Below are 21361 nucleotides of genomic sequence, written 5' to 3' on the forward strand. Positions count from 1 at the left end.
GAAAAGCAGGCGAAAAAAAACGCCCGAGCGAATCTCGCCCGGGCGTTTTTATTGGGCGGTTGCAGCTTACTGAGGTGCGGAAACCCGCCCCGGTGATGCGTGTGTCACAGACTTAGATCTTGCCGACCAGGTCCAGGGACGGAGCCAGAGTGGCCTCGCCTTCTTTCCATTTGGCTGGGCACACTTCGCCTGGGTGAGCAGCAACGTACTGAGCAGCCTTGATTTTGCGCAGCAGCTCGGAAGCGTCGCGGCCAACACCGCCGTCGTTCAGTTCGACGATTTTGATCTGGCCTTCTGGGTTGATCACGAAGGTGCCGCGGTCAGCCAGACCAACTTCTTCGATCAGCACATCGAAGTTGCGGGAGATGGCGTGGGTCGGGTCGCCGATCATGGTGTACTGGATTTTGCCGATAGCTGGCGAAGTGTTGTGCCAGGCAGCGTGAGCAAAGTGGGTGTCAGTAGAAACGCTGTAGATCTCGACGCCCAGTTTCTGGAACGCGGAGTAGTTGTCAGCCAGGTCTTCCAGTTCGGTCGGGCAAACGAAGGTGAAGTCAGCTGGGTAGAAGAACACGACAGACCACTTGCCTTTCAGGTCAGCATCCGACACTTGTACGAAGTCGCCATTTTTGTAGGCGGTAGCTTTGAACGGTTTAACTTGGCTGTTGATGATAGGCATCGGTGACTCTCCGTCAGGGTTGAAAAGTTTGGTTAAGAAGTTGATGGGGTGAATCCTACCCATCCGATGGCCGGATGGCTCATTGGCAAACCTCATGCTGCTCATTGGTTTTCGCTATTAGCGGAACGTATTAATAGAAGAAAACTTACTGAGCAGCGCCAATGGATTTTTCCGCGAGTGGCGTCATCCCGAGAAACGGGCTGGCCTCAACATAGCGCATGGCGGACTTCATATCCTTCCAGCCCACGTAACTCATCAACGACTTCAAATCCCAACCGCTCTGGTGAGCCCAGGTCGCAAAGCCGCGCCGCAAGGAGTGGCTGGTGTAGTGCTCGGCGGGGATGCCGGCACGCTCCAGCGCCTGGCGCAGTAATGGAATCACGCTGTTGGCGTGCAAGCCCTCCTCGCTCAAGTTGCCCCAACGGTCAATGCCACGGAACACCGGCCCACGGACCAACGCGGCTTCGGTGATCCAGTCGATGTAGGCCTGCACCGGGCACAAACGCTGCAACGCCGGGGTCTGGAAAGTCTTGCCGAGGTTTTCCCGATCGCTCTTGCTGCGCGGCAGATAGAGCGTGATACCCGACTGAGCGATGGCTTTCACGTGTTCGATCTGCAAGCGGCACAGCTCATCACTGCGAAAGCCACGCCAGAAGCCCAGCAGGATCAGCGCCATGTCGCGCCTCGCTCTTAGCAACCCGGGCTGATCACCGTCAGCACGGGCGGTTTGCGCTTCCTGCTCAAGCCAGGCCACCACTTGCTCCAAGTGTTGAAGCTGCAACGGCTCGGCCTGTTTCTCTTGCGCCGGGTGCAACGCGCGAATGCCCTTGAACACCTGACGCACCACCGGCGCCTTGGTCGGATCGGCAAAGCCCTGGCTGTTGTGCCATTGCGCCAATGCCGAGAGGCGCAGCTTCAGGGTATTGATCGACAACAGGCCTGCATGCGCGACGAGATAGCGCGCAACGCTGTCGCTGGTCGCCGGCAGGAACCCGCCCCAACTGACTTCGAAGTGCTCGATGGCCGCCCGGTAGCTACGACGAGTGTTGTCGCGGGTGGCGGCTTGCAGGTAGCGATCCAGATCGGTCATGGGCTCTGCTCTCGAAAACGTACCGCTTTGGCGGGTGAAAACCGTGCGCAACGCTCATCACACGGGGTAATACCAGTATATCCCGCGTCAAGAACTAAAAGGATTTAACTTTTAAAGTTGAATGGTACATTGTATAATTGATGTTACGTACCACAGTACGAAATCGTAGGAGAACTCATGGCTCGTGGCGGTGTAAATAAAGCAGTGGTGCAAGCGGCACGTTTGGCGATCCTCGCCCGTGGCGAAAACCCAAGCATCGACGCAGTACGGATCGAGATGGGCAATACAGGCTCGAAAACCACAATTCATCGCTATCTAAAGGAGCTGGATGGCGGCCCGGAGCGTGCTGAAGAGACGTCCGAACCCATCGATGATGAGCTGGCAGGATTGGTTTCGCGCCTAGCGCAACGCCTGAAAGAGCAAGCGCAAGAACCCATCGACCAAGCGCGCGAGCAGTTTGATCGCCAACGAAAAGCGCTGGAAACACAGCTCGATGAAGCCCGCGAGGCGAACACCGAACTGCACCAGCAATACGAGATTCAAAGCCTGGCACTGACGCAGGAATCCGATGCGCTGTTGGAAACCCGCTCGATGCTGCAGACCGAGCAGACCCGCAATGCGGGGCTGAATCAGGCGCTGTCCGATTTCGAGTTACGCTTGAAAGACAAGGACGAGCAGATCCGCTCCCTCGAAGAAAAACACCTGCACGCCCGCGATGCGCTTGAACACTATCGCAATGCCGTCAAGGAACAGCGCGAGCAGGAACAGCGCCGTCACGAAGGCCAGGTACAACAAATTCAGATGGAATTGCGTCAGGCCCAGCAAAGCGCCCTCGTCCGCCAGGATGAGATCACGCAGTTGCACCGCGACAACGAACGCTTGCTGACCGAAAACCGCGGAACGCTGCGAGAGCTGAGCCTGTTGCAGGAGCAACTCAAGCAAGCCAACAGTCGGCAGGATCAACTGCTGGAGCAAGCCAACCGCGTCGACAGTGAACGCACCCTCCTCCAGGAACGCTTGCGCATTGCCCTGCTGGAAAGTCAGGCGCTCAAGCAGAACGTCGACGAGCAGTCGCAGATCAATCAGTCATTGGAAATCGAATTGGCGAAGACCCAGGCCAGCCTGGATGAAAGCGTGCGTCTGGCGGCGGTCGTTGCGACCGCGCCAGACACAGCGAAGGACGATTAACTCGCGACCGGCGTACGCATGGTGACGAACTCTTCGGCGGCCGTTGGATGCACGCCGATGGTTTCGTCGAAGTCGCGCTTGGTGGCACCCGCCTTCAAGGCAATTGCCAGACCCTGCACGATCTCGCCGGCGTCGGGGCCGACCATGTGGCAGCCCAGAACCTTGTCGGTCTTGGCGTCCACCACCAGTTTCATCAGCGTGCGCTCCTGACATTCGGTCAGGGTCAGCTTCATCTGCCGGAAACGGCTTTCATAGATCACCACATGGAGCCCGGCTTCCCGGGCTTCTTCTTCGCTCAGACCGACGGTGCCGATGTTCGGCAAGCTGAACACGGCCGTCGGGATCATCTTGTAATCCACCGGGCGATACTGCTCTGGCTTGAACAAGCGTCGCGCAACAGCCATGCCTTCGGCCAGCGCCACCGGAGTCAGTTGCACGCGACCGATCACATCACCCAACGCCAGAATCGACGGCTCGGCGGTCTGATACTGCTCATTCACTTCGACGAAACCTTTCTTGTCGAGTTTGACGCCGGTATTCTCCAGCCCGAGGTTGTCCAGCATCGGACGTCGACCCGTGGCGTAGAACACGCAATCAGCCTCCAGTTCACGACCATCCTTGAGCGTCGCTTTCAGGCTGCCGTCGGCCTGCTTCTCGATGCGCTCGATGTCCGCGTTGAACTGCAAGTCCATGCCGCGCTTGGTGAGTTCTTCCTGCAAGTGCTTGCGCACCGCGCCATCGAAGCCGCGCAAGAACAGATCGCCGCGATACAACAACGTGGTCTCAGCACCCAGGCCGTGGAAGATCCCGGCGAATTCCACCGCGATGTAACCGCCACCCACCACCAGAACGCGCTTCGGCAGTTCCTTGAGGAAGAACGCCTGATTGGAACTGATTGCGTGCTCGTGTCCCGGAATCTCCGGAATTTGCGGCCAGCCGCCGGTAGCAATCAGGATGTGTTCGGCGGTGTGGCGTTCGCCGTTGATCTCGACGGTATGCGGGTCGATGATCTTGGCGTGCCCCTCATGCAACGTCACGCCGCTGTTGACCAGCAGGTTGCGATAGATGCCGTTCAGGCGATTGATCTCGCGGTCCTTGTTGGCGATTAGCGTCGCCCAATCGAACTTCGCCTCGCCAGGCGTCCAGCCGAAACCGGAAGACTGCTCGAAGTCTTCGGCGAAGTGTGCGCCGTAGACCAGCAGTTTTTTCGGCACGCAGCCGACGTTCACACAGGTGCCACCCAAGTAGCGGCTTTCAGCCACGGCGACTTTTGCGCCAAAACCGGCTGCAAATCGCGCAGCCCGCACGCCGCCAGAACCGGCGCCAATCACATAAAGGTCAAAATCGTAGGCCATTTCTATCTCCTCGGCAGGCCATCAGCATACCCGCAGACGCCCGCTGGGCAAGCACTGCAAACAATATGGGGCCGGAAAATGAAAAAGCCACCCGAAGGTGGCTTTCTCAGTACAAGTCGGGTCAGGCGCTATTAGTAAGCCTTGCCAGTCTTGTAGAAGTTCTCGAAGCAGAAGTTGGTCGCTTCGATGTAGCCTTCAGCGCCACCGCAGTCAAAACGCTTGCCTTTGAACTTGTAGGCGATCACGCAACCGTTCTGCGCCTGCTTCATCAGGGCGTCGGTGATCTGGATCTCGCCGCCCTTGCCTGGCTCGGTTTGCTTGATCAGGTCGAAGATGTCCGGCGTCAGGATGTAACGACCGATGATTGCCAGGTTCGACGGTGCATCTTCAGGCGCTGGTTTTTCAACCATGTTGCGTACGCGGTACAGATCGTCACCGATCAGGTCGCCAGCGATGACGCCGTACTTGTTGGTTTCCTGCGGGTCGACTTCCTGGATCGCGATGATCGAGCAGCGGTACTGTTTGTACAGCTTGACCATCTGGGTCAGTACGCCGTCGCCTTCGAGGTTTACGCACAAGTCATCCGCCAGCACCACAGCGAACGGTTCGTCGCCGATCAGCGGACGACCGGTCAGGATCGCGTGACCCAGGCCCTTCATTTCAGTCTGGCGCGTGTAGGAGAACGAGCAGTTGTCGAGCAACTTGCGGATACCGACCAGGTACTTTTCCTTGTCAGTGCCTTTGATCTGGTTTTCCAGCTCGTAGCTGATATCGAAGTGGTCTTCCAGAGCGCGCTTGCCACGACCGGTCACGATGGAGATTTCGGTCAAGCCTGCGTCCAGTGCTTCTTCGACGCCGTACTGGATCAGTGGCTTGTTTACCACCGGCAGCATTTCTTTGGGCATGGCTTTAGTCGCTGGCAGGAAGCGAGTACCGTAACCGGCTGCTGGGAACAAGCATTTCTTGATCATATAAGTCCTTGAAAGGGCTGTGTTGTACGAGTTTCGGCGCAGTCTAATCAGGCGGCGTGCACCTTACAATGCCCCGCACTGGCTAACCGATGCCATCATAGAGAAATATTCTGGCGGATAGTTCCGCAAGTCGTTCCGTTGCCTATTAATAGATAGCAGAGACCGGGCATTGTGCACCGTCTTCAACCAGGCGCAGAATCTGCACCACCATACGCCCATCAGCACCTGTTGAGTGCATTTGGCGGTATCATGGCGCGATTGAACCAGCCAACGAGGCAGATAGATGTCGGTAGCAAAAAGCGTCAACGGGTACTTGATCAATCAGGCGAAAGACGGCCAATGGTGGGTAGACAGCGTCGCTGGCGAGAATATCGCCGGACCTTTCCCGACCGAAGCGTTGGCGATTGAAGTGGCATCGGTGTTGCAGGATCAACCTGCAGGCCCAAAGCGGCGCGGCAAGGACAAATCCTGAACGGTTCCTGACACGAACGCAGCCCTGCCTTGAAGCAGGGCTTTTTTATGGTTTATTTTCGCAGGACTGGCCACTCGCCATAACCTTTCAATTCCGGCGCTGTCATAGCGTTTAGCCCTTCCCTTGACGACGACAACGACATGAACAAATTTCTGGCACTGATTGCGGTACTGGCGCTCACTGGCTGCGCCACATCAGAAAGCACTTACCTGAAAAACGGCGAGCAGGGCCTGAGCATCGACTGCTCCGGAGAAGCCAACTCCTGGGCCACCTGCTACGAAAAAGCCGATGACTCGTGTGCTGGCACCGGCTACCGAATCGTCAGCACCAACGGCAGCCCCGCCACCAAGGAAAGCGACAAGACCCTGGGTGTGGATGTCGGCAACTTCAAGAACCGCAGCGTAGTGGTGGTCTGCAAGTAGGGCGCCCTGCCCTACATGTGGATTTCGGCAAATTTGATCCCGAGGCCGCGCACGGTCTCGATCAAATCGTCCAGGCGGGCGAACGATTCAACTTCATCGTTTTCATCCACCAGAAAATAGCTGCGCCCGGCGCTCTTCTTGAAAAACACGATCCATTCCCCGGAATTGGCCGGGTTCTGAATAACGTGCGTGGCAGAGATATGGCCCTCTGCATGGCGTTCCCGTATTTGCTCGCGCTTCATGCGTGACTCCAGAAATGACAATGCCGCCAAAGCAACGCTTTGGCGGCATCAGGCTGACTGCCGATAGTCCATCAGCCGGAAATGCACGCGTTGGCGGCGCCCTGTACATCCTTAGGACGTACTGGCACGTTGGACATGCGCTCATGCAACTTGATGCTGCTGCCACTGGAGCGTTCTTCGATATCGAAAACGGCCGCCGGACCCGAGGAAAATTTGCCGGGTACGATCACTCGCACACCGTCCTTGTGCGGCTCAAGCTGCAAGGCGCCACGGCTGGACGCCAGCTTCTCGACCAGGCACTGCGCGTACTCATGGGGCTTTTTGCCTGAGATCACACTCATGGTCGGCAGCGACTCGTTGATTTCTGCGACATTTGCACAACCACTCACCGCTAGCGCCAAAGGCAGGACCAGAACACCCCACTTCATACAAAACCTCCGATAAAGACCCTCCGACAGCGTAAATGCTGTTTTTCTCCGAGGCTCGTTGCTTTTATCGCTCATAGAATTCCGAATAACTGTTTTTAATTGTCAAACACGACGTCGACAGCCAGATAATAACCTGTTCGGGCTGATAAACTGCGCCCATTGCCCTGCTATCGTTTTGATTTTGTAGAAAAAGCCCTTCTGGAGGCGCCTCATGAAATTTATCCACCAGCGCGAGCACCTCAATGAGGACGACATTGTCGTCATCCAGTGCTCCCAAACCTGCAACATCCGCTTGATGAACGACGCCAACTTCCGCAGCTTCAAGAATGGCGGCCGCCACACTTATCACGGCGGAGCGTTCGACACCTTCCCGGCACGAATTACTGCACCGAGCACCGGTTTCTGGAACATCACCATCGACATGGTCAACAGCCGCAAGGCCATCAGCGTGACGCGCAAGCCGACCCTGACTCACTCAATCAAAATCGTCCGCCGTTCCAGCACAAAACTGAGCTGAGTACGCCCATACACGTGAACAGGCAGTCATGACCGTGGCCCAAACGACCAAGTACGTCATCAAATACAAACTCAACGGCGAACGCCGCTTCGAATTTGCCCAGCTTGAAAAGGGTACTGAGGAAGAAGCCAAAGCCGCGCTGGACGCGATTCACGGTTCAAGCGAAGACGTGATCAGCGACATCAGCGTCAGCAAAGCGCTGTAACGAGATCGGGAGCGGCAACATGGACGTCTGCTCCCCCGCCTGATATTCGACCGCAAGCGCCGGAGTGTTCGCTCAATCGCCGCCTGCCAGACTGGCCGCCTCAACCTTTGGTTAAGGCGTCAGAACATGTCTACTTTCCCGGCTCACTCTATCGACGGCTTTTCTACGCCAGACTGGACCTTGCTGGAACAACAACTCGACCAGGACGGCTGCGCCATCATTCGCTCGTTGTTGAGCCACGAGGCTTGCGACGAAGTGAGCGCACTCTACTCACGGCACGAGCCATTCCGCTCGCAGGTGATGATGGCCCGTCACGGTTTCGGGCGCGGGGAGTACAAGTACTTCAAATACCCGTTGCCGGACACGGTCGCCCGGCTGCGCTGTGCGCTCTACCCTCGTCTCGTGCCCATCGCCAATCGCTGGTACGAGCACATGGACCTGCCGACCCGTTTCCCCGACAACCACGAAGCGTTTCTCGAACGCTGCCATGCCGCCGGTCAGGAGCGGCCGACACCGTTGTTGCTGCAATACGGCCCTCAGGACTACAACTGCTTGCATCAGGACCTGTACGGCGAACACGTTTTCCCACTGCAAGTGGCGATTCTGCTGTCAGAACCGGATGAAGACTTTACTGGCGGCGAGTTCGTGCTGACCGAGCAGCGCCCGCGCATGCAGTCGCGCCCTCAGGTAATCGGACTAAAGAAAGGTGACGGATTGATCTTTGCCGTCAACCAGCGCCCGGTCAAAGGCGTTCGCGGTTATTACCGCGTGACCCTGCGCCACGGCGTCAGTCGCCTGCACAGCGGAAAACGGCATACCCTTGGAATCATCTTTCACGATGCGCTATGACCCAATGACCCCGATCACCCTCGATTTATTCGTCGACCTCGAGCCCGAGCAGCCGCCCAGGCGCGAGCAGATCGGCGAACAGTCCTACGTCCTCAGAGGCTTTGCACTGCCCCTGATCGACCGACTGTTGCCGGCACTGGCACAGGTTCTGGCGGCCGCGCCGTTTCGGCAAATGGTCACGCCCGGCGGCTTTACCATGTCGGTGGCGCTGAGCAGTTGCGGCACACTAGGCTGGACCACCGACCGCAGCGGCTACCGCTACACCCGCAACGATCCACAAACCGGGCAACCCTGGCCCGAAATGCCCGAGGTGTTTTTCGAATTGGCGCAAACGGCGGCGCAAGAAGCAGGATTTCAGGACTTTGTGCCTGATTCCTGCCTGATCAACCGCTACATCCCAGGGGCCAAGATGTCATTGCATCAGGATAAAGACGAAGGTTCCTACGCCGCGCCGATCGTTTCAGTGTCGCTAGGCTTACCTGCGATGTTTTTGTTTGGCGGTTTCGAACGTAGCGACAAGAGCCAGCGGGTGCCGTTGTTTCACGGTGACATCGTGGTCTGGGGCGGTGTCGATCGTTTGCGTTACCACGGTGTGTTGCCAATCAAGGACGGACAGCATCCGCGACTGGGCGAGCAACGGATCAACTTTACGTTTCGTATTGCTGGATGAAATCGTCGAGTTTGACCGCAAGACACGGAGTGCTGCATCACGACCGACTGCTTAATCTGTTTGAAACCCGTCAACGGACATGAAGCCATGACCACCTCTTCGAACCAGATCGCCACCGAAAACGACCCACGCTGGGCCGCCGTTGTAGCTCGCGACCCGTCGGCTGACGGGCAGTTTGTCTACGCGGTGAAAACCACTGGTATCTATTGCCGCCCCAGCAGCCTGGCGCGCTTGCCGAAACCGCAGAACGTCGAATTTTTCGAGACGGCCGAGCAGGCCCAGGCCGCGGGTTACCGCCCCAGCAAACGCACTGCAAAGGATCAAACTGACCTCGCCGCCCAACATGCCGCCACGGTGGCAGCTGCCTGCCGTCAGATCGAATCGGCCGAGAATCTGCCGGCGCTGAGTGAACTGGCCGACGCCGCAGGCCTGAGCAGTTTCCATTTCCATCGCGTGTTTAAAGCCGTTACCGGCCTGACGCCCAAGGGCTATGCCAGCGCCCACCGCTCACGCCGGGTTCGCGAGCGTTTGAGCGATGGCGGCTCGGTGACTGATGCCTTGTATGACGCGGGCTTCAATTCCAACAGCCGCTTCTACGAAGCCGCCGATCAATTGCTGGGCATGAAGCCCGGCGACTACCGCGCCGAAGGCCAGAATAACGACATTCGTTTTGCCGTCGGCCAGTGCTCGCTCGGAGCGATTCTGGTGGCGCAAAGTGATCGGGGTGTTTGCGCAATTCTTCTGGGTGACGACCCACACCAATTGGTGTGCGATCTGCAGGACAAGTTTCGCCGGGCCAATCTGATTGGCGCCGATCACGGATTTGAGCAATTGATCGCCCAGGTTGTCGGTTTCATCGAAGCACCGGCCATCGGCCTGGACTTGCCACTGGACGTGCGTGGTACGGCGTTTCAGGAGCGTGTCTGGCAAGCCTTGCGCGAGATTCCCGTCGGCAGCACCGCCAGTTACGCCGACATCGCCCAGCGCATCGGCTCGCCAAAAGCGGTGCGCGCCGTGGCCCAGGCCTGCGGTGCGAACAGCCTTGCAGTGGCGATCCCGTGTCACCGAGTGGTACGCAGCGACGGCAACCTGTCGGGCTATCGCTGGGGCGTGGAGCGTAAGCGCCAGTTGCTGGATCGTGAAGCGCTGAACGGCTGCACGTAAACCTGTTTGCCTTCCATTGCCGCGCCACTCCTTTGATTGGGATTTGCGGCCCTGACGAGCCGCAACGGCGCCTACATTGTCAGCGATTGACGTCGACGACAACCCTTCCTCGCAACTGACCCGCGAGCAAGCGCGGAGCGGCTTCGATGGCTTCGCTCAAGCCAATTTCGCGACTAATCAGTGGCAGCAAGGCGAAGTCCAGATCCTCGGCCAGACGATTCCAGGCCAGAACTCGTTTTGCTTTAGGTTGGGTCACACTGTTGATCCCGGCGAGGGTTACACCGCGCAAAATGAACGGGGCAACGGAGGCCGGAAAGTCCATGCCTTGCGCCAGACCACACGCGGCGACGGTGCCGTTGGACTTAGTGCTGGCGCAGGCGTTGGCCAAGGTGTGGCTGCCGACCGAATCGATCACGGCGGCCCAGCGTTCCTTGGCCAAGGGTTTCCCCGGTTCGGACAGGGCCGCGCGATCAATGATCTCACTGGCGCCCAACTGTTTGAGGTAGTCGTGTTCCGAGGTGCGGCCGGTGGACGCCACCACCCGATAGCCAAGTTTGCTTAATAGTGCGATAGCGAAACTGCCGACCCCACCATTGGCGCCTGTCACCAGCACTTCGCCTTGCTCCGGGGTTACACCGTTGTGCTCAAGCGCCAGAATGCTGAGCATCGCCGTGTAACCGGCCGTGCCGATTGCCATGGCCTGAGCCGCCGTGAAGGCCTTCGGCAGTGGAATCAGCCAGTCGCCATTGAGCCGCGCTTTCTGCGCCAGTCCGCCCCAATGTCCTTCGCCTACTCCCCAGCCGTTGAGCAGGACCTGGTCACCGACCTTGTAGTCCGGGTGCTCACTGACTTCGACGCTGCCTGCCAGATCAATCCCCGGCACCATGGGGAATTTTCGCACCACCGGACTGCTACCAGTGATCGCCAGGCCATCCTTGAAATTCAGCGTGCTGTACGCCACGCGCACCGTCACGTCGCCCTCGGGCAGTTGATCCTCACTGATCTCTTGCAGCGTGGCCCGGTAACCGCTGTCGTCTTTGTCGATCAAAATGCCTTTGAACATCGCTGTCTCCAATGGATTCGTTGAAGGTGTGGTGTCCTTGAAATAACACAAAGCAACACATTGCCCTACCCGACTTTCATCCAATCCCTAAATCCACCGAGCATTTCCGATACCGGCGGCTATGCTTTTTTCGCGGCCCTGAAATACCTGAAAAACCGCCCCGTCGATGGAGCTGACAATGCCTTATCCTCGCTCGCTAACCGTTTTGCTGATGCTTTGCCTGATGGCTTTCGGTAGCGTCCAGGCCGCACCGCCAGCCGCTTCGGCAACTCCCGCCGCACAGGCTCCCGCGAGCCCGACCTGGCCGCAGGTACTGACCGCCGGCGATACCAAGCTGACGATCTATCAGCCGCAACTCGACAGTTGGGACGGCTATACCCTGCAGGCGCGGGCAGCGGTCGAGGCCACCGGGGCCGATGGCAAATCCACCTACGGCATTGTGCAGTTCAGCGCTCACACCCTGGTGGACAAGGCCACACGCTGGGTCGTTCTCGATCAATACACCCTCACCAAAGCAGACTTCCCATCCAGCGCAGCGCAGGCAGATAGCTGGGTCGCCGCGCTGAAAAAAGACGCGGCGAGCCGCAAGAAAACCATTTCTCTGGATCAGCTCGAAGCCGCCGTCGGCGTACTCGCTGCCGAGCAGAAATCCAGCAGCGACCCCATTGAAAATACCCCGCCGACCATCATCACTTCCGACGTCCCGGCGCTGCTGGTGTACATCGATGGCGAGCCGGCTTACCGGCCGGTGGACGGCACTGCGTTGCAGCGGGTCATCAACACCCGTCCGTTGCTGCTCAAGGATGCCCAGGGCAAACATTATCTGCATGTGTTCGATGGCTGGATGGTGGCCGATGAACTGGGCGGCCAGTACACACCACTGCCCTCGCCTTCAGCCGATCTGGAAAAAGCCAAGAAAGCGGCAATCCAGAGTCGTCAGGTGGATCTGCTAACAGGTCAGAGCGACCCGAAGGACAAAATTCCGACACTGGCCAAGCCACCGATCCCACAGATTCATATCGCAACTGCGCCCACTGAATTGATCGTCACCGACGGCGCACCTCAATGGCAGCCGATCCAGGGCACCCAACTGCTCTATGTGACCAACACCACCGGGCATATCTTCAAGGAAGTCGGCGATCAGGACAGCTATGTGCTGATCTCCGGACGCTGGTTCAAAGCGGCTGACTTGAAAGGGCCCTGGACCTTCGCCCCGGCGGACAAATTACCGGCCGACTTCGCCAACATCCCCGATGACAGCGCCAAAGAGAACGTCAAAGCCTCGGTGGCCGGCACACCTCAGGCCCGGGAAGCAGCGATTGCGGCAACCATCCCGCAGACCTCGGCAATAAAGAAAAGCCAGGTGAAAATGACCGCGCCGCAGTTCGATGGTCAACCGCAACTCAAGCCTATCAGCGGTACGCCGCTGCAATATGTGGTGAACACGCCAACGCCGATCATCATGGTCGATGCCAATAGCTGGTATGCGGTCGAGAACGGTATCTGGTTCAGCGCCACTTCGGTTCTGGGGCCATGGTCGGTGGCGACTTCGGTGCCGGCGATGATTTACTCGATTCCGCCCAGTTCACCGATGCACTACATCACCTATGTCAAAGTCTATGAAGCCAACGGCGACACCGTGGTGGTGGGTTACACGCCGGGGTACCAAGGCTCTACGGTGGACCCGGCCAGCGGTGTGGTGGTCTATGGCACCGGTTACCCTTACACACCTTGGGTCGGCAACGTTTGGTACGGGCCGCCAGTGACCTACGGTTTTGGCGTCGCGATTCGCTACACGCCCTGGACTGGCTGGACCTTCGGTTTCGGTTTCGGCTGGAGTTGGGGAGGCAGCACCGTGGCTATGGGCTGGGGCTGGGGCGCCTACCCTTGGTGGGGCAATTACGGCTGGGGTTACGCTTGGGGACCACGCCTGTATCCAGCGCCAATGCCTTGGGGTGGCGCGGCCTATGGTTATCACGGCGGCGCGGTGGCCTGGGGTCCGGGGGGTTGGGCCGGCAGCACGGGCAACATCTACCGCCAATGGGGTGATCGCGCCTCGGTCAGCCACTACGGTGCCGGCTACAACGCCTGGACCGGCAATCGCTGGGCCGGCCAGGTCGGTTCTTCCTACAACTCACGCACAGGTGTCGCCACGGCTGGCCAGCGCGGCGCAGTGCACAACGTCTACACCGGCAACTATGCGGCGGGACGCAGCGGGGTCGCGGCAGGTCCCAACGGCGGGGTCATTGCCGGTCAGAAAGTCACGGCGGGCAACGTACGCAATGGCACTCAAGTCACTGCCAGCCGCGGTGCGGTCTACAACCCCAACACCGGCAACACCACCCAGTACAAAGGTGTCCAAGGGCGCAATAGCAGCGCCGCCAAGATTGGCGACAATGTCTACGCCGGGCATGACGGTAACGTCTACAAAAAGACCAACGACGGCTGGCAGTCGATGGTCAAGGGCGGTGCGACGCGGGTCAATCCTGCAAATACCCAACAGGTTCAGAACCTCAACCGCGATTCAGCGGCGCGCTCTGCCGGCAACGAACGCTTCAACAACTATCACAACTCTTCCCAGGTCATGAATCGCTCGTTTAGCGGTGGCGGCGGCGGCGGACTGCATCGTCGTTGAAATCCCGTTGAATAACCGTTGAAAGGGGCAGTCATGTTTCGTTTTATCAAAACCACAGTGGCCGGGGGACTGCATCCTGCCACTGGTGCTGATCTTTTTGCTGCTGGAAAAAGCCGTGCGCCTGTTGCGCGGACCGATTCACAAACTGCTGCCGATGTTTGCCTGTTCTGCCTGTTCTGCCTGGTGCTTGAGCAACAGCACGACTGGTTCTCTGTCTATATTCCCGATGCAGGCCCGGCGGGTGGTTCCTCCGGAGAAGTGCGCGTGGTGCCTGGTGCCCAGGTTCGTCTGACCGATCTGGCGTGGATGCCGGTACTGGCCTGTGTCCGTCGTGGCGGCCTTGGAGGGCTGGCACTCGCTGCACCTTGGCTGCCCAAGGCATAAGCTGCGACTCAGGCCTTTCAGAAAAACCGACGCCGACCATTCAGAAAAACCAACTGGCCTGGCAGCCATCATTGCTGATACAAAACCGGCACTACCGTCCCTGCCCTGTTTTGACGTCGGAGAAGCTTTCAAATGAGCCAATGGCCAGACACCCGCATTCTTGACCTGCTCGGGATCGAACTGCCGATTATTCAGGCGCCCATGGCCGGCGCGACCGATTCATCGATGGTAATTGCGGCGAGCAACGCCGGTGGGCTGGGTTCAATGCCCGCCGCGATGTTGAGTATCGAGCAGTTGCGCGAAGAGCTGAAAACCATTCGCCAGCACAGCCAGCACCCGTTCAACGTCAACTTCTTCTGCCATCAACCGCCAGCCGCCGATGAGCAAAAGGCCCGGGACTGGAAAAATCTGCTGGAGCCGTACTATCGCGAACTGGGCATCGATTTCGACGCACCGACGCCGGTATCCAATCGGGCGCCGTTCGATGACGCGGCTTGCGCAGTCATCGAGGAATTTCGTCCGACGGTCGTGAGTTTTCACTTCGGGCTACCAGAGAAGTCGCTACTGGATCGGGTAAAAGCCACCGGCGCAAAGATTCTGTCATCGGCGACGAATGTTGAAGAAGCGATCTGGCTGGAGCAACACGGTTGCGACGCGATCATCGCCATGGGTTACGAGGCTGGCGGTCATCGCGGGATGTTTCTCAGTAAAGACTTAAGCAGTCAGGTGGGCACTTTTGCACTGGTGCCGCAGATCGTCGACGCGGTGAAAGTCCCGGTGATTGCCGCGGGCGGGATTGGTGACGCTCGAGGGATTGCCGCAGCGTTTCACCTGGGCGCCTCGGCGGTGCTGGTGGGTACAGCGTATTTGTTCACCCCGGAAGCCAAGATCAGCGCGGCCCACCACAAGGCGTTGCGCACGGCCAAGGACAGCGAGACGGCAATCACTAACCTGTTCACCGGGCGCCCGGCGCGGGGGATTCTGAATCGGGTGATGCGTGAACTGGGGCCGATGAGCGATAAGGCACCAGCCTTTCCGCTGGCCGGTGGTGCACTGATGCCGTTGCGGGCCAAGGAACCGGCGCAATTCGCCAATCTGTGGGCTGGGCAGGCGTTCACTCTGGGCGTTGAACTGACGACGGCTGAGCTAACAAAGTATTTGGCTGAAGAAGCGCTGGCGAAACTAACTGGCCGCTAAATCTCCCAACGCGAATACAAAAATTGTGGCGAGGGAGCTTGCTCCCGTCGGACTGCACAGCAGTCCCCTTCTTTTCCGGGAACAAGCGGGGGCCCTTCGCGCTCCGGCGGGAGCAAGCTCCCTCGCCACAGGTGCAGCGTCAACATTCAGCCACGCCGGCAAAGTTCCGTTTACAGGCATTTCGCTATATATTCCGATATATAGCGTTTCACCCCTCGCATCGGCGCAGTTCACCCCCTATAAAAACTGCCCACTGCACTTGCCTACCACGGAGCCGTTTCATGACCATTCGTGCCTCACGTTTCGCCCCTACTTGCCTGGCGAGCCTGCTCGCTGTATTCGCTTTGGGCTCGGCCCAGGCGGATGAAGTCCAGGTGGCGGTTGCTGCCAACTTCACCGCGCCGATCCAGGCGATCGCCGCCGATTTCGAAAAAGACACCGGGCACAAACTGGTAGCGGCCTATGGCGCGACCGGTCAGTTCTACACCCAGATCAAAAATGGCGCGCCGTTCGAAGTGTTCCTCTCGGCAGACGACACCACCCCGCAAAAACTCGAAACCGAAGGCGACACCGTCAAAGGTTCGCGCTTCACCTACGCCATCGGCACCCTGGTGCTGTGGTCGGCCAAGGAAGGTTACGTCGATGCCAAGGGCGACGTGCTGAAGAAAAACGAATATCAGCACCTGTCCATCGCTAACCCGAAAGCCGCGCCTTATGGCCTGGCTGCGACTCAGGTGCTCGCCAAAGAAGGCCTGACCGACAAGGTCAAGGACAAGATCGTCGAAGGTCAGAACATCACTCAGGCTTACCAGTTTGTCTCCACCGGTAATGCCGAACTGGGCTTCGTGGCCTTGTCGCAGATCTACAAAGACGGCAAAGTCACCAGCGGTTCGGCCTGGATCGTTCCGGCGAGCATGCACGACCCGATCAAACAAGACGCGGTGATCCTCAACAAAGGCAAAGACAACCCGGCCGCCAAGGCACTGGTTGAATACCTCAAGGGTCCGAAAGCCGCTGCTGTCATCAAGTCCTACGGTTACCAACTCTAAATGACGCTATCGAGTGCCGATTTTTCCGCCATCTGGCTGACCCTGAAACTGGCGTCCCTGACGACCGTCATCCTCTTGGTTATCGGCACTCCAATTGCGTTATGGCTGTCGCGCACCCGTTCCTGGTTACGCGGCCCGGTCGGGGCGATCGTCGCCCTGCCCCTGGTCCTACCGCCCACGGTGATTGGCTTTTATCTGTTACTGGCGCTCGGGCCTCACGGCTTCGTCGGTCAGTTCACCCAGTCACTGGGGCTGGGCACCCTCACATTCAGTTTTGCAGGGTTGGTGATCGGCTCGGTGTTGTATTCGATGCCGTTTGTGGTGCAACCGCTGCAAAACGCTTTTTCCGCCATCGGTACTCGCCCACTGGAAGTGGCCGCCACCTTGCGCGCCAATCCTTGGGACACGTTTTTCAGCGTGATCCTGCCGCTGGCCCGCCCCGGTTTCATCACCGCCGCCATTCTCGGCTTCGCCCATACGGTCGGCGAGTTCGGCGTGGTGCTGATGATCGGCGGCAATATTCCGGACAAGACTCGTGTGGTGTCGGTGCAGATCTACGATCATGTCGAGGCCATGGAATACGCCCAGGCCCATTGGCTGGCCGGGGCGATGCTGGTGTTCTCCTTCCTGGTATTGCTGGCACTCTACTCCAGCCGTAAAACCAAAGCTGGCTGGAGCTGATCGATGATTCAAACGCGCCTGAAACTGCACTATTCGGGGTTTGCCCTGGATGTGGATCTGCAACTGCCTGGCCGTGGCGTCACTGCGTTGTTTGGCCACTCCGGCTCGGGCAAAACCACCTGCCTGCGCTGCATTGCTGGTCTGGAGCAAGCCGAAGAAGGCTTCATCCAGGTCAACGATGAAGTCTGGCAAGACAGCAGCAAGAAGATTTTCGTCCCGCCGCACAAACGTGCAATCGGTTACGTCTTCCAGGAGGCGAGCCTGTTCCCGCACCTGTCGGTGCTGGCCAACCTGGAATTCGGCCTCAAACGCATCCCCAAGCAGCAACGCCGGGTCGATATGGCGCACGCCACCGAACTGCTGGGCATCAGCCATCTGCTGGACCGTCATCCGCAGCACCTGTCCGGTGGCGAACGCCAGCGCATCGGCATCGCTCGCGCCCTGCTCACCAGCCCGAAACTGTTGCTGATGGATGAGCCGCTGGCGGCGCTGGATAGCCAACGCAAAAACGAAATCCTGCCGTATCTGCAACAGCTACACGATGAACTGGATATTCCGGTGCTCTACGTCAGCCATTCCCAGGATGAAGTCGCGCGATTGGCTGACCACATTGTCCTGCTCAGTGAAGGCAAGGCCCTGGCCAGCGGCCCGATCGGCGAAACCCTGGCCCGCCTCGACCTGCCGCTGGCAATGGGTGACGACGCCGGCGTAGTGATCGAGGGCCACGTCAGTGCCTACGATGCCGACTATCAACTGCTGACCTTGCAACTGCCGAACACCGCCCTGAGCATTCGGGTCGCCCATTCGCCAATGACCGAAGGGCAAGCCTTGCGCTGCAAAGTGCAGGCGCGGGATGTCAGCTTGAGCCTGCACAGCGTCGAACACAGCAGTATCCTCAATCGCTTGCCGGTCACAGTGGTCAGTGAACTGGGCGCCGACAACGCGGCCCACGTGCTGATTCGCCTTGAGGCTGGCGGCACACCGCTGTTGGCGCGAATCACCCGCTACTCCCGCGATCAACTGGGCATCCATCCCGGCCAACAACTTTGGGCCCAGATCAAAGCGGTGGCCGTACTGGCCTGAATTCGTTGGCACCACGGCGACAGCGCGCGGTCAATGGCTGTACAAGCCCTCGAATTGCTGCCCAGGACCACCGCCATGCCCGATACCGCGCTGACCGATGTGCTGCCGCCCGACCTGCATTACGTCGATGACACTCAGCCCGGCATCACCCGCAAAAAACTGCGCGGCAAATTCTGTTACTTCGATCCGGCGGGTCAACGCATCAGCGACCCTGTCGAAATCAAACGCATCAACGCCCTGGCAGTGCCGCCGGCCTACACCGACGTGTGGATCAGCGCCGACCCGCGCGGCCATCTGCAAGCCACCGGCCGCGATGCCCGGGGTCGCAAGCAATACCGTTATCACGTGCGCTGGCGCGAGGTGCGTGATGCCGACAAGTACTCGCGCCTAAGGGATTTCGGCCTGGCCCTGCCGAAACTGCGCAAACAGCTGGAAGCCCTGCTGGCAGCGCCTGGCTTCAGCCGCGACAAGGTCATGGCCACGGTCATCACGCTGCTCGATGCGACGCTGATCCGCGTCGGCAACACCCAATATGCCAGGGACAACCGCTCCTATGGCCTGACCACCCTGCGCAGTCGGCATGTCGAGGTCAATGGCAGTGCAATCAAGTTCCAGTTCCGTGGCAAAAGCGGCGTCGAACATCAGATCACCGTGAAAGACCGACGCCTGGCGCGGATCGTCAAGCACTGCCTGGAAATCCCCGGGCAAAACCTGTTTCAGTACCTGGACGAAAACGGCGAGCGCCACACCGTGAGCTCCTCCGACGTCAACGCCTACCTGCAAACCCTCACCGGTGCCGACTTCACTGCCAAGGACTACCGCACCTGGGCCGGCAGCGCTCTGGCGTTGGCGCTATTGCGAGAACTGCAATGGGAGCCGGAATCCGACGCCAAGCGGCATGTGGTTGAGATGGTCAAAAATGTCGCCAAGCAGCTGGGCAACACTCCGGCGGTGTGCCGCAAATGCTACATCCACCCGGCGGTGGTGGATGGATTTCTGCTCGGCGCATTGGCCCAATTGCCTCGGCCGCGGGTACGAAAAGGGCTCCGGGCCGAAGAAGTCGGACTGGCGATGTACCTGGAGAAAATGCTCAGCGCCGCGCCTTAGACGCCACATTTCCCGTAGGAGCTGCCGAAGGCTGCGATCTTTTGACTTTGACTTTTAAAAACAGGGTCAAAAGATCGCAGCCTTCGGCAGCTCCTACGCGGGACCTTGATCGAGTTGGATTCCTCGACTAGGCTTGCGGCCTGCTCATCTCTCAGGACGACCGCAAACGTGAACAACTAAGCCTTCCAAAATGTTCTCGCGACAAGCTGCCAACGGCGCTTGTTGGTTTTTCGACATTTTCTGGAGGTGCCGATGACTCACGTCACGCGTCTGCCTGCACTCGTTTCCCTGAACCAATTGGGTTTTCAGTTCGCCAACGGCGAAACTGTTTTCGATTCACTGAGCCTGAGTTTCGACCGCGTTCCCACCGCGATCGTCGGCCGTAATGGCATTGGCAAGAGCGTCCTTGCGCGGTTGATTGCCGGGCAACTCGCCCCTTCATCCGGAAGCCTGACTTGTCAGGGCCACATTGCGTATGTGCCACAAACGTTTCCGATCATCGAAGGGCAAACCGTCGCCAGCGCCACCGGTTGCGCACCAGCGTTCCAGGCTCTTGCCCGACTGAATCTCGGCGATGCCACCAGCGAAGATTTCGACACCCTGGCAGACCGCTGGGACCTGCCCGAACGCTTGCGCCTGCTATTGGATGAGGCTGGCCTGGGCGAAATCGGTCCCGAACATCTGGCACACACCCTTAGCGCAGGACAGCAAGCTCGTGTCGCCTTGATCGGCGCTCTTCTCAGCGACGCGCAGATGCTGGTGCTGGATGAGCCCACCAACCATCTGGACGCTGACGGACGCCGCTGGCTCATGCATACGCTTGAACAGTGGCGCGGCGGTTTGATCGTGATCAGCCATGATCGGCAGCTGTTGAACCGCATGCAACGAATCATCGAGCTGACCCCGCACGGCGCGAAGGTCTTTGGCGGTAACTACCCGGCGTTTCGGGCACAACGGGAGATCGACCAGAGCGCCGCTCGAATGGTCCTCGACCAGGCCAGAACCGAACGCATTCGCGAACGTAGCCGATTGCAACGCGAGCACGACACGATCCAGCGACACGCGGCTGGAACACTTAAAAAAGCTGACATCGCCAATGTCTCAGGCTTTGAGCGGGCCAAGATGAAAGGCTCGGCAAGGGACGCCATGGGGCCGGTGCGTCAAGCGCATAAAACCCGTAAAAACGGGCTCGACGCACAGGTGCGGGAAGCCAATGCCAAGGTGCTGCCAGAAGAATGCGTGGTGGTGAGTCTGCCAGGCACCGTGGTACCGACAACTCGACAGGTAATAACGCTGGTGGATGCACAGCCGCCCTGGTCTGCGTCCCGCCTGACATTGTCACTTGCAGGCCCTGTGCGCATTGCCGTCAGCGGCCCAAATGGCTGCGGCAAATCCAGCTTGTTGCGCATGCTGGCCGGCGACTATCCGCCCCGCAGTGGGCAATGCATCACCCATGTCCCCAGTGCTTTTCTTGATCAGCAACTGGCCTTAGTAGACGATCAACGCTCCATCGTCGAGCAACTGGGCCTGCTCGACACACCGTTGACCGAGGGTACATTGCGCAGTCACCTGGCTCAGTTGCAACTGGATGCACGCCGCGTCACCCGGCCGAGCGGCTCGCTCAGTGGCGGCGAACGGCTCAAAGCGGCCATCGCCATCGCGCTCTGGCGCAAAATACCGGCGCAATTGTTATTGCTCGACGAGCCGACCAATCATCTCGATCTTGAATCCATAGAGGCATTCGAACAGTCCTTACGGAGTTTTCCCGGCGCGATCATCGCGGTTTCCCACGATCAGGCCTTTCTCACGGCGCTGGCACCGACCCACACTTTGAATTGGCACCCAGAGGGTTGGCAGTTACAACCTGTCGCCGATCCATCAGGCAGCCAGCCGACGAACTGACCTGACTATTT

General features: G+C 59.0%; 23 protein-coding genes. 16 read left to right on the plus strand and 7 right to left on the minus strand.

The window, feature by feature from the left end; all coding sequences use genetic code 11:
- Positions 1–112: 112 nt before the first annotated feature.
- Both ahpC and AC1MEW_RS20270 read right to left on the minus strand, forming a co-directional pair.
- Positions 113–676 (minus strand): alkyl hydroperoxide reductase subunit C, encoded by a 564-nt coding sequence (gene ahpC / locus AC1MEW_RS20265; protein WP_201203821.1) that lies wholly within the window; start codon positions 674–676, stop codon positions 113–115.
- Positions 677–821: 145 nt separating this feature from the next.
- Entirely contained in the window at positions 822–1766 is a 945-nt protein-coding gene (locus tag AC1MEW_RS20270) for a site-specific integrase (RefSeq protein WP_201203822.1), read from the minus strand.
- Positions 1767–1943: 177 nt separating this feature from the next.
- On the opposite strand from AC1MEW_RS20270, the gene AC1MEW_RS20275 reads away from it, so the two are divergent.
- Positions 1944–2954: a DNA-binding protein gene (locus AC1MEW_RS20275; RefSeq protein WP_322268413.1), complete on the plus strand. Its 1011-nt coding sequence runs from the start codon at positions 1944–1946 to the stop codon at positions 2952–2954.
- On the opposite strand, the gene gorA is transcribed toward AC1MEW_RS20275, so the two are convergent.
- Both gorA and galU read right to left on the minus strand, forming a co-directional pair.
- Positions 2951–4309 (minus strand): glutathione-disulfide reductase, encoded by a 1359-nt coding sequence (gorA, locus tag AC1MEW_RS20280; RefSeq protein WP_480423339.1) that lies wholly within the window; start codon positions 4307–4309, stop codon positions 2951–2953. The two genes, AC1MEW_RS20275 and gorA, sit on opposite strands and share 4 nt — an antisense overlap.
- Before the next feature lie 131 nt (positions 4310–4440).
- Positions 4441–5280 carry a UTP--glucose-1-phosphate uridylyltransferase GalU gene (gene galU, locus AC1MEW_RS20285; RefSeq protein ID WP_201196763.1) on the minus strand — a complete coding sequence of 280 codons (840 nt, stop codon included), beginning with the start codon at positions 5278–5280 and terminating at the stop codon, positions 4441–4443.
- A 283-nt stretch (positions 5281–5563) separates the two neighbouring features.
- Here galU and AC1MEW_RS20290 point away from each other — a divergent pair, with 283 nt between their 5' ends.
- Positions 5564–5752, plus strand: a complete 189-nt coding sequence (locus AC1MEW_RS20290) for a hypothetical protein (RefSeq protein ID WP_054050563.1) — start codon at positions 5564–5566, stop codon at positions 5750–5752.
- A 140-nt stretch (positions 5753–5892) separates the two neighbouring features.
- Positions 5893–6174: a hypothetical protein gene (locus AC1MEW_RS20295; RefSeq protein WP_201196760.1), complete on the plus strand. Its 282-nt coding sequence runs from the start codon at positions 5893–5895 to the stop codon at positions 6172–6174.
- Between the two features lie 11 nt (positions 6175–6185).
- Here AC1MEW_RS20295 and AC1MEW_RS20300 read toward each other — a convergent pair whose 3' ends face one another.
- Both AC1MEW_RS20300 and AC1MEW_RS20305 read right to left on the minus strand, forming a co-directional pair.
- Positions 6186–6416 carry a hypothetical protein gene (locus AC1MEW_RS20300; protein WP_201203830.1) on the minus strand — a complete coding sequence of 77 codons (231 nt, stop codon included), beginning with the start codon at positions 6414–6416 and terminating at the stop codon, positions 6186–6188.
- 71 nt (positions 6417–6487) lie between these two features.
- Positions 6488–6844, minus strand: a complete 357-nt coding sequence (locus AC1MEW_RS20305) for a hypothetical protein (protein WP_201203832.1) — start codon at positions 6842–6844, stop codon at positions 6488–6490.
- Between the two features lie 211 nt (positions 6845–7055).
- On the opposite strand from AC1MEW_RS20305, the gene AC1MEW_RS20310 reads away from it, so the two are divergent.
- From AC1MEW_RS20310 to ada, 5 genes are all read left to right on the plus strand, one after another.
- Positions 7056–7361, plus strand: a complete 306-nt coding sequence (locus AC1MEW_RS20310) for a DUF1883 domain-containing protein (RefSeq protein ID WP_101208500.1) — start codon at positions 7056–7058, stop codon at positions 7359–7361.
- Between the two features lie 28 nt (positions 7362–7389).
- The gene (locus tag AC1MEW_RS20315; protein WP_201255403.1) at positions 7390–7566 is read left to right on the plus strand and encodes a hypothetical protein; all 177 of its coding nucleotides are present in this window, start codon (positions 7390–7392) and stop codon (positions 7564–7566) included.
- Positions 7567–7692: 126 nt separating this feature from the next.
- The gene (locus tag AC1MEW_RS20320; RefSeq protein WP_201255402.1) at positions 7693–8415 is read left to right on the plus strand and encodes a 2OG-Fe(II) oxygenase; all 723 of its coding nucleotides are present in this window, start codon (positions 7693–7695) and stop codon (positions 8413–8415) included.
- Complete coding sequence (alkB, locus tag AC1MEW_RS20325) at positions 8405–9085, plus strand: DNA oxidative demethylase AlkB (RefSeq protein ID WP_322268408.1); 681 nt, start codon at positions 8405–8407, stop codon at positions 9083–9085. The genes AC1MEW_RS20320 and alkB overlap by 11 nt, the downstream gene beginning before the upstream one ends.
- Positions 9086–9172: 87 nt before the next feature.
- The gene (gene ada, locus AC1MEW_RS20330; RefSeq protein ID WP_201255400.1) at positions 9173–10249 is read left to right on the plus strand and encodes a bifunctional DNA-binding transcriptional regulator/O6-methylguanine-DNA methyltransferase Ada; all 1077 of its coding nucleotides are present in this window, start codon (positions 9173–9175) and stop codon (positions 10247–10249) included.
- Positions 10250–10328: 79 nt separating this feature from the next.
- On the opposite strand, the gene acuI is transcribed toward ada, so the two are convergent.
- A complete protein-coding gene (gene acuI / locus AC1MEW_RS20335) occupies positions 10329–11312 on the minus strand; it encodes an acrylyl-CoA reductase (NADPH) (protein ID WP_480423345.1) in 984 nt (327 codons plus the stop codon).
- 178 nt (positions 11313–11490) lie between these two features.
- Between acuI and AC1MEW_RS20340 the strand changes: the two genes are divergently transcribed.
- The 8 genes from AC1MEW_RS20340 (at position 11491) to AC1MEW_RS20375 (ending at position 21350) form a co-directional block, all read left to right on the plus strand.
- Positions 11491–13947 carry an autotransporter gene (locus tag AC1MEW_RS20340; protein ID WP_480423347.1) on the plus strand — a complete coding sequence of 819 codons (2457 nt, stop codon included), beginning with the start codon at positions 11491–11493 and terminating at the stop codon, positions 13945–13947.
- A 33-nt stretch (positions 13948–13980) separates the two neighbouring features.
- On the plus strand, positions 13981–14331 hold the full coding sequence (locus AC1MEW_RS20345; protein WP_480423348.1) for a hypothetical protein: 351 nt from the start codon (positions 13981–13983) through the stop codon (positions 14329–14331).
- 132 nt (positions 14332–14463) lie between these two features.
- Complete coding sequence (locus AC1MEW_RS20350; protein WP_480423349.1) at positions 14464–15528, plus strand: NAD(P)H-dependent flavin oxidoreductase; 1065 nt, start codon at positions 14464–14466, stop codon at positions 15526–15528.
- 281 nt (positions 15529–15809) lie between these two features.
- Positions 15810–16577: a molybdate ABC transporter substrate-binding protein gene (gene modA, locus AC1MEW_RS20355; RefSeq protein WP_242486247.1), complete on the plus strand. Its 768-nt coding sequence runs from the start codon at positions 15810–15812 to the stop codon at positions 16575–16577.
- Positions 16578–17258 carry a molybdate ABC transporter permease subunit gene (gene modB, locus AC1MEW_RS20360; protein ID WP_322268405.1) on the plus strand — a complete coding sequence of 227 codons (681 nt, stop codon included), beginning with the start codon at positions 16578–16580 and terminating at the stop codon, positions 17256–17258. It abuts the gene before it with no gap.
- A gap of 3 nt (positions 17259–17261) precedes the next feature.
- Positions 17262–18341 carry a molybdenum ABC transporter ATP-binding protein gene (modC, locus tag AC1MEW_RS20365; protein ID WP_480423351.1) on the plus strand — a complete coding sequence of 360 codons (1080 nt, stop codon included), beginning with the start codon at positions 17262–17264 and terminating at the stop codon, positions 18339–18341.
- A gap of 75 nt (positions 18342–18416) precedes the next feature.
- On the plus strand, positions 18417–19448 hold the full coding sequence (locus AC1MEW_RS20370) for a DNA topoisomerase IB (RefSeq protein WP_322270893.1): 1032 nt from the start codon (positions 18417–18419) through the stop codon (positions 19446–19448).
- A 252-nt stretch (positions 19449–19700) separates the two neighbouring features.
- On the plus strand, positions 19701–21350 hold the full coding sequence (locus AC1MEW_RS20375) for an ABC-F family ATP-binding cassette domain-containing protein (protein ID WP_480423353.1): 1650 nt from the start codon (positions 19701–19703) through the stop codon (positions 21348–21350).
- Positions 21351–21361: the final 11 nt, after the last annotated feature.

Source organism: Pseudomonas sp. ASL4 (genome assembly GCF_056680395.1).

What these genes read in the sequence shown, in the direction of transcription:
- ahpC (WP_201203821.1), bottom strand. Translation starts at nt 676, where the DNA reads ATGCCTATCATCAACAGCCAAGTTAAACCGTTCAAAGCTACCGCCTAC.
- AC1MEW_RS20270 (WP_201203822.1), bottom strand. Translation starts at nt 1,766, where the DNA reads ATGACCGATCTGGATCGCTACCTGCAAGCCGCCACCCGCGACAACACT.
- AC1MEW_RS20275 (WP_322268413.1), top strand. Translation starts at nt 1,944, where the DNA reads ATGGCTCGTGGCGGTGTAAATAAAGCAGTGGTGCAAGCGGCACGTTTG.
- gorA (WP_480423339.1), bottom strand. Translation starts at nt 4,309, where the DNA reads ATGGCCTACGATTTTGACCTTTATGTGATTGGCGCCGGTTCTGGCGGC.
- galU (WP_201196763.1), bottom strand. Translation starts at nt 5,280, where the DNA reads ATGATCAAGAAATGCTTGTTCCCAGCAGCCGGTTACGGTACTCGCTTC.
- AC1MEW_RS20290 (WP_054050563.1), top strand. Translation starts at nt 5,564, where the DNA reads ATGTCGGTAGCAAAAAGCGTCAACGGGTACTTGATCAATCAGGCGAAA.
- AC1MEW_RS20295 (WP_201196760.1), top strand. Translation starts at nt 5,893, where the DNA reads ATGAACAAATTTCTGGCACTGATTGCGGTACTGGCGCTCACTGGCTGC.
- AC1MEW_RS20300 (WP_201203830.1), bottom strand. Translation starts at nt 6,416, where the DNA reads ATGAAGCGCGAGCAAATACGGGAACGCCATGCAGAGGGCCATATCTCT.
- AC1MEW_RS20305 (WP_201203832.1), bottom strand. Translation starts at nt 6,844, where the DNA reads ATGAAGTGGGGTGTTCTGGTCCTGCCTTTGGCGCTAGCGGTGAGTGGT.
- AC1MEW_RS20310 (WP_101208500.1), top strand. Translation starts at nt 7,056, where the DNA reads ATGAAATTTATCCACCAGCGCGAGCACCTCAATGAGGACGACATTGTC.
- AC1MEW_RS20315 (WP_201255403.1), top strand. Translation starts at nt 7,390, where the DNA reads ATGACCGTGGCCCAAACGACCAAGTACGTCATCAAATACAAACTCAAC.
- AC1MEW_RS20320 (WP_201255402.1), top strand. Translation starts at nt 7,693, where the DNA reads ATGTCTACTTTCCCGGCTCACTCTATCGACGGCTTTTCTACGCCAGAC.
- alkB (WP_322268408.1), top strand. Translation starts at nt 8,405, where the DNA reads ATGCGCTATGACCCAATGACCCCGATCACCCTCGATTTATTCGTCGAC.
- ada (WP_201255400.1), top strand. Translation starts at nt 9,173, where the DNA reads ATGACCACCTCTTCGAACCAGATCGCCACCGAAAACGACCCACGCTGG.
- acuI (WP_480423345.1), bottom strand. Translation starts at nt 11,312, where the DNA reads ATGTTCAAAGGCATTTTGATCGACAAAGACGACAGCGGTTACCGGGCC.
- AC1MEW_RS20340 (WP_480423347.1), top strand. Translation starts at nt 11,491, where the DNA reads ATGCCTTATCCTCGCTCGCTAACCGTTTTGCTGATGCTTTGCCTGATG.
- AC1MEW_RS20345 (WP_480423348.1), top strand. Translation starts at nt 13,981, where the DNA reads ATGTTTCGTTTTATCAAAACCACAGTGGCCGGGGGACTGCATCCTGCC.
- AC1MEW_RS20350 (WP_480423349.1), top strand. Translation starts at nt 14,464, where the DNA reads ATGAGCCAATGGCCAGACACCCGCATTCTTGACCTGCTCGGGATCGAA.
- modA (WP_242486247.1), top strand. Translation starts at nt 15,810, where the DNA reads ATGACCATTCGTGCCTCACGTTTCGCCCCTACTTGCCTGGCGAGCCTG.
- modB (WP_322268405.1), top strand. Translation starts at nt 16,578, where the DNA reads ATGACGCTATCGAGTGCCGATTTTTCCGCCATCTGGCTGACCCTGAAA.
- modC (WP_480423351.1), top strand. Translation starts at nt 17,262, where the DNA reads ATGATTCAAACGCGCCTGAAACTGCACTATTCGGGGTTTGCCCTGGAT.
- AC1MEW_RS20370 (WP_322270893.1), top strand. Translation starts at nt 18,417, where the DNA reads ATGCCCGATACCGCGCTGACCGATGTGCTGCCGCCCGACCTGCATTAC.
- AC1MEW_RS20375 (WP_480423353.1), top strand. Translation starts at nt 19,701, where the DNA reads ATGACTCACGTCACGCGTCTGCCTGCACTCGTTTCCCTGAACCAATTG.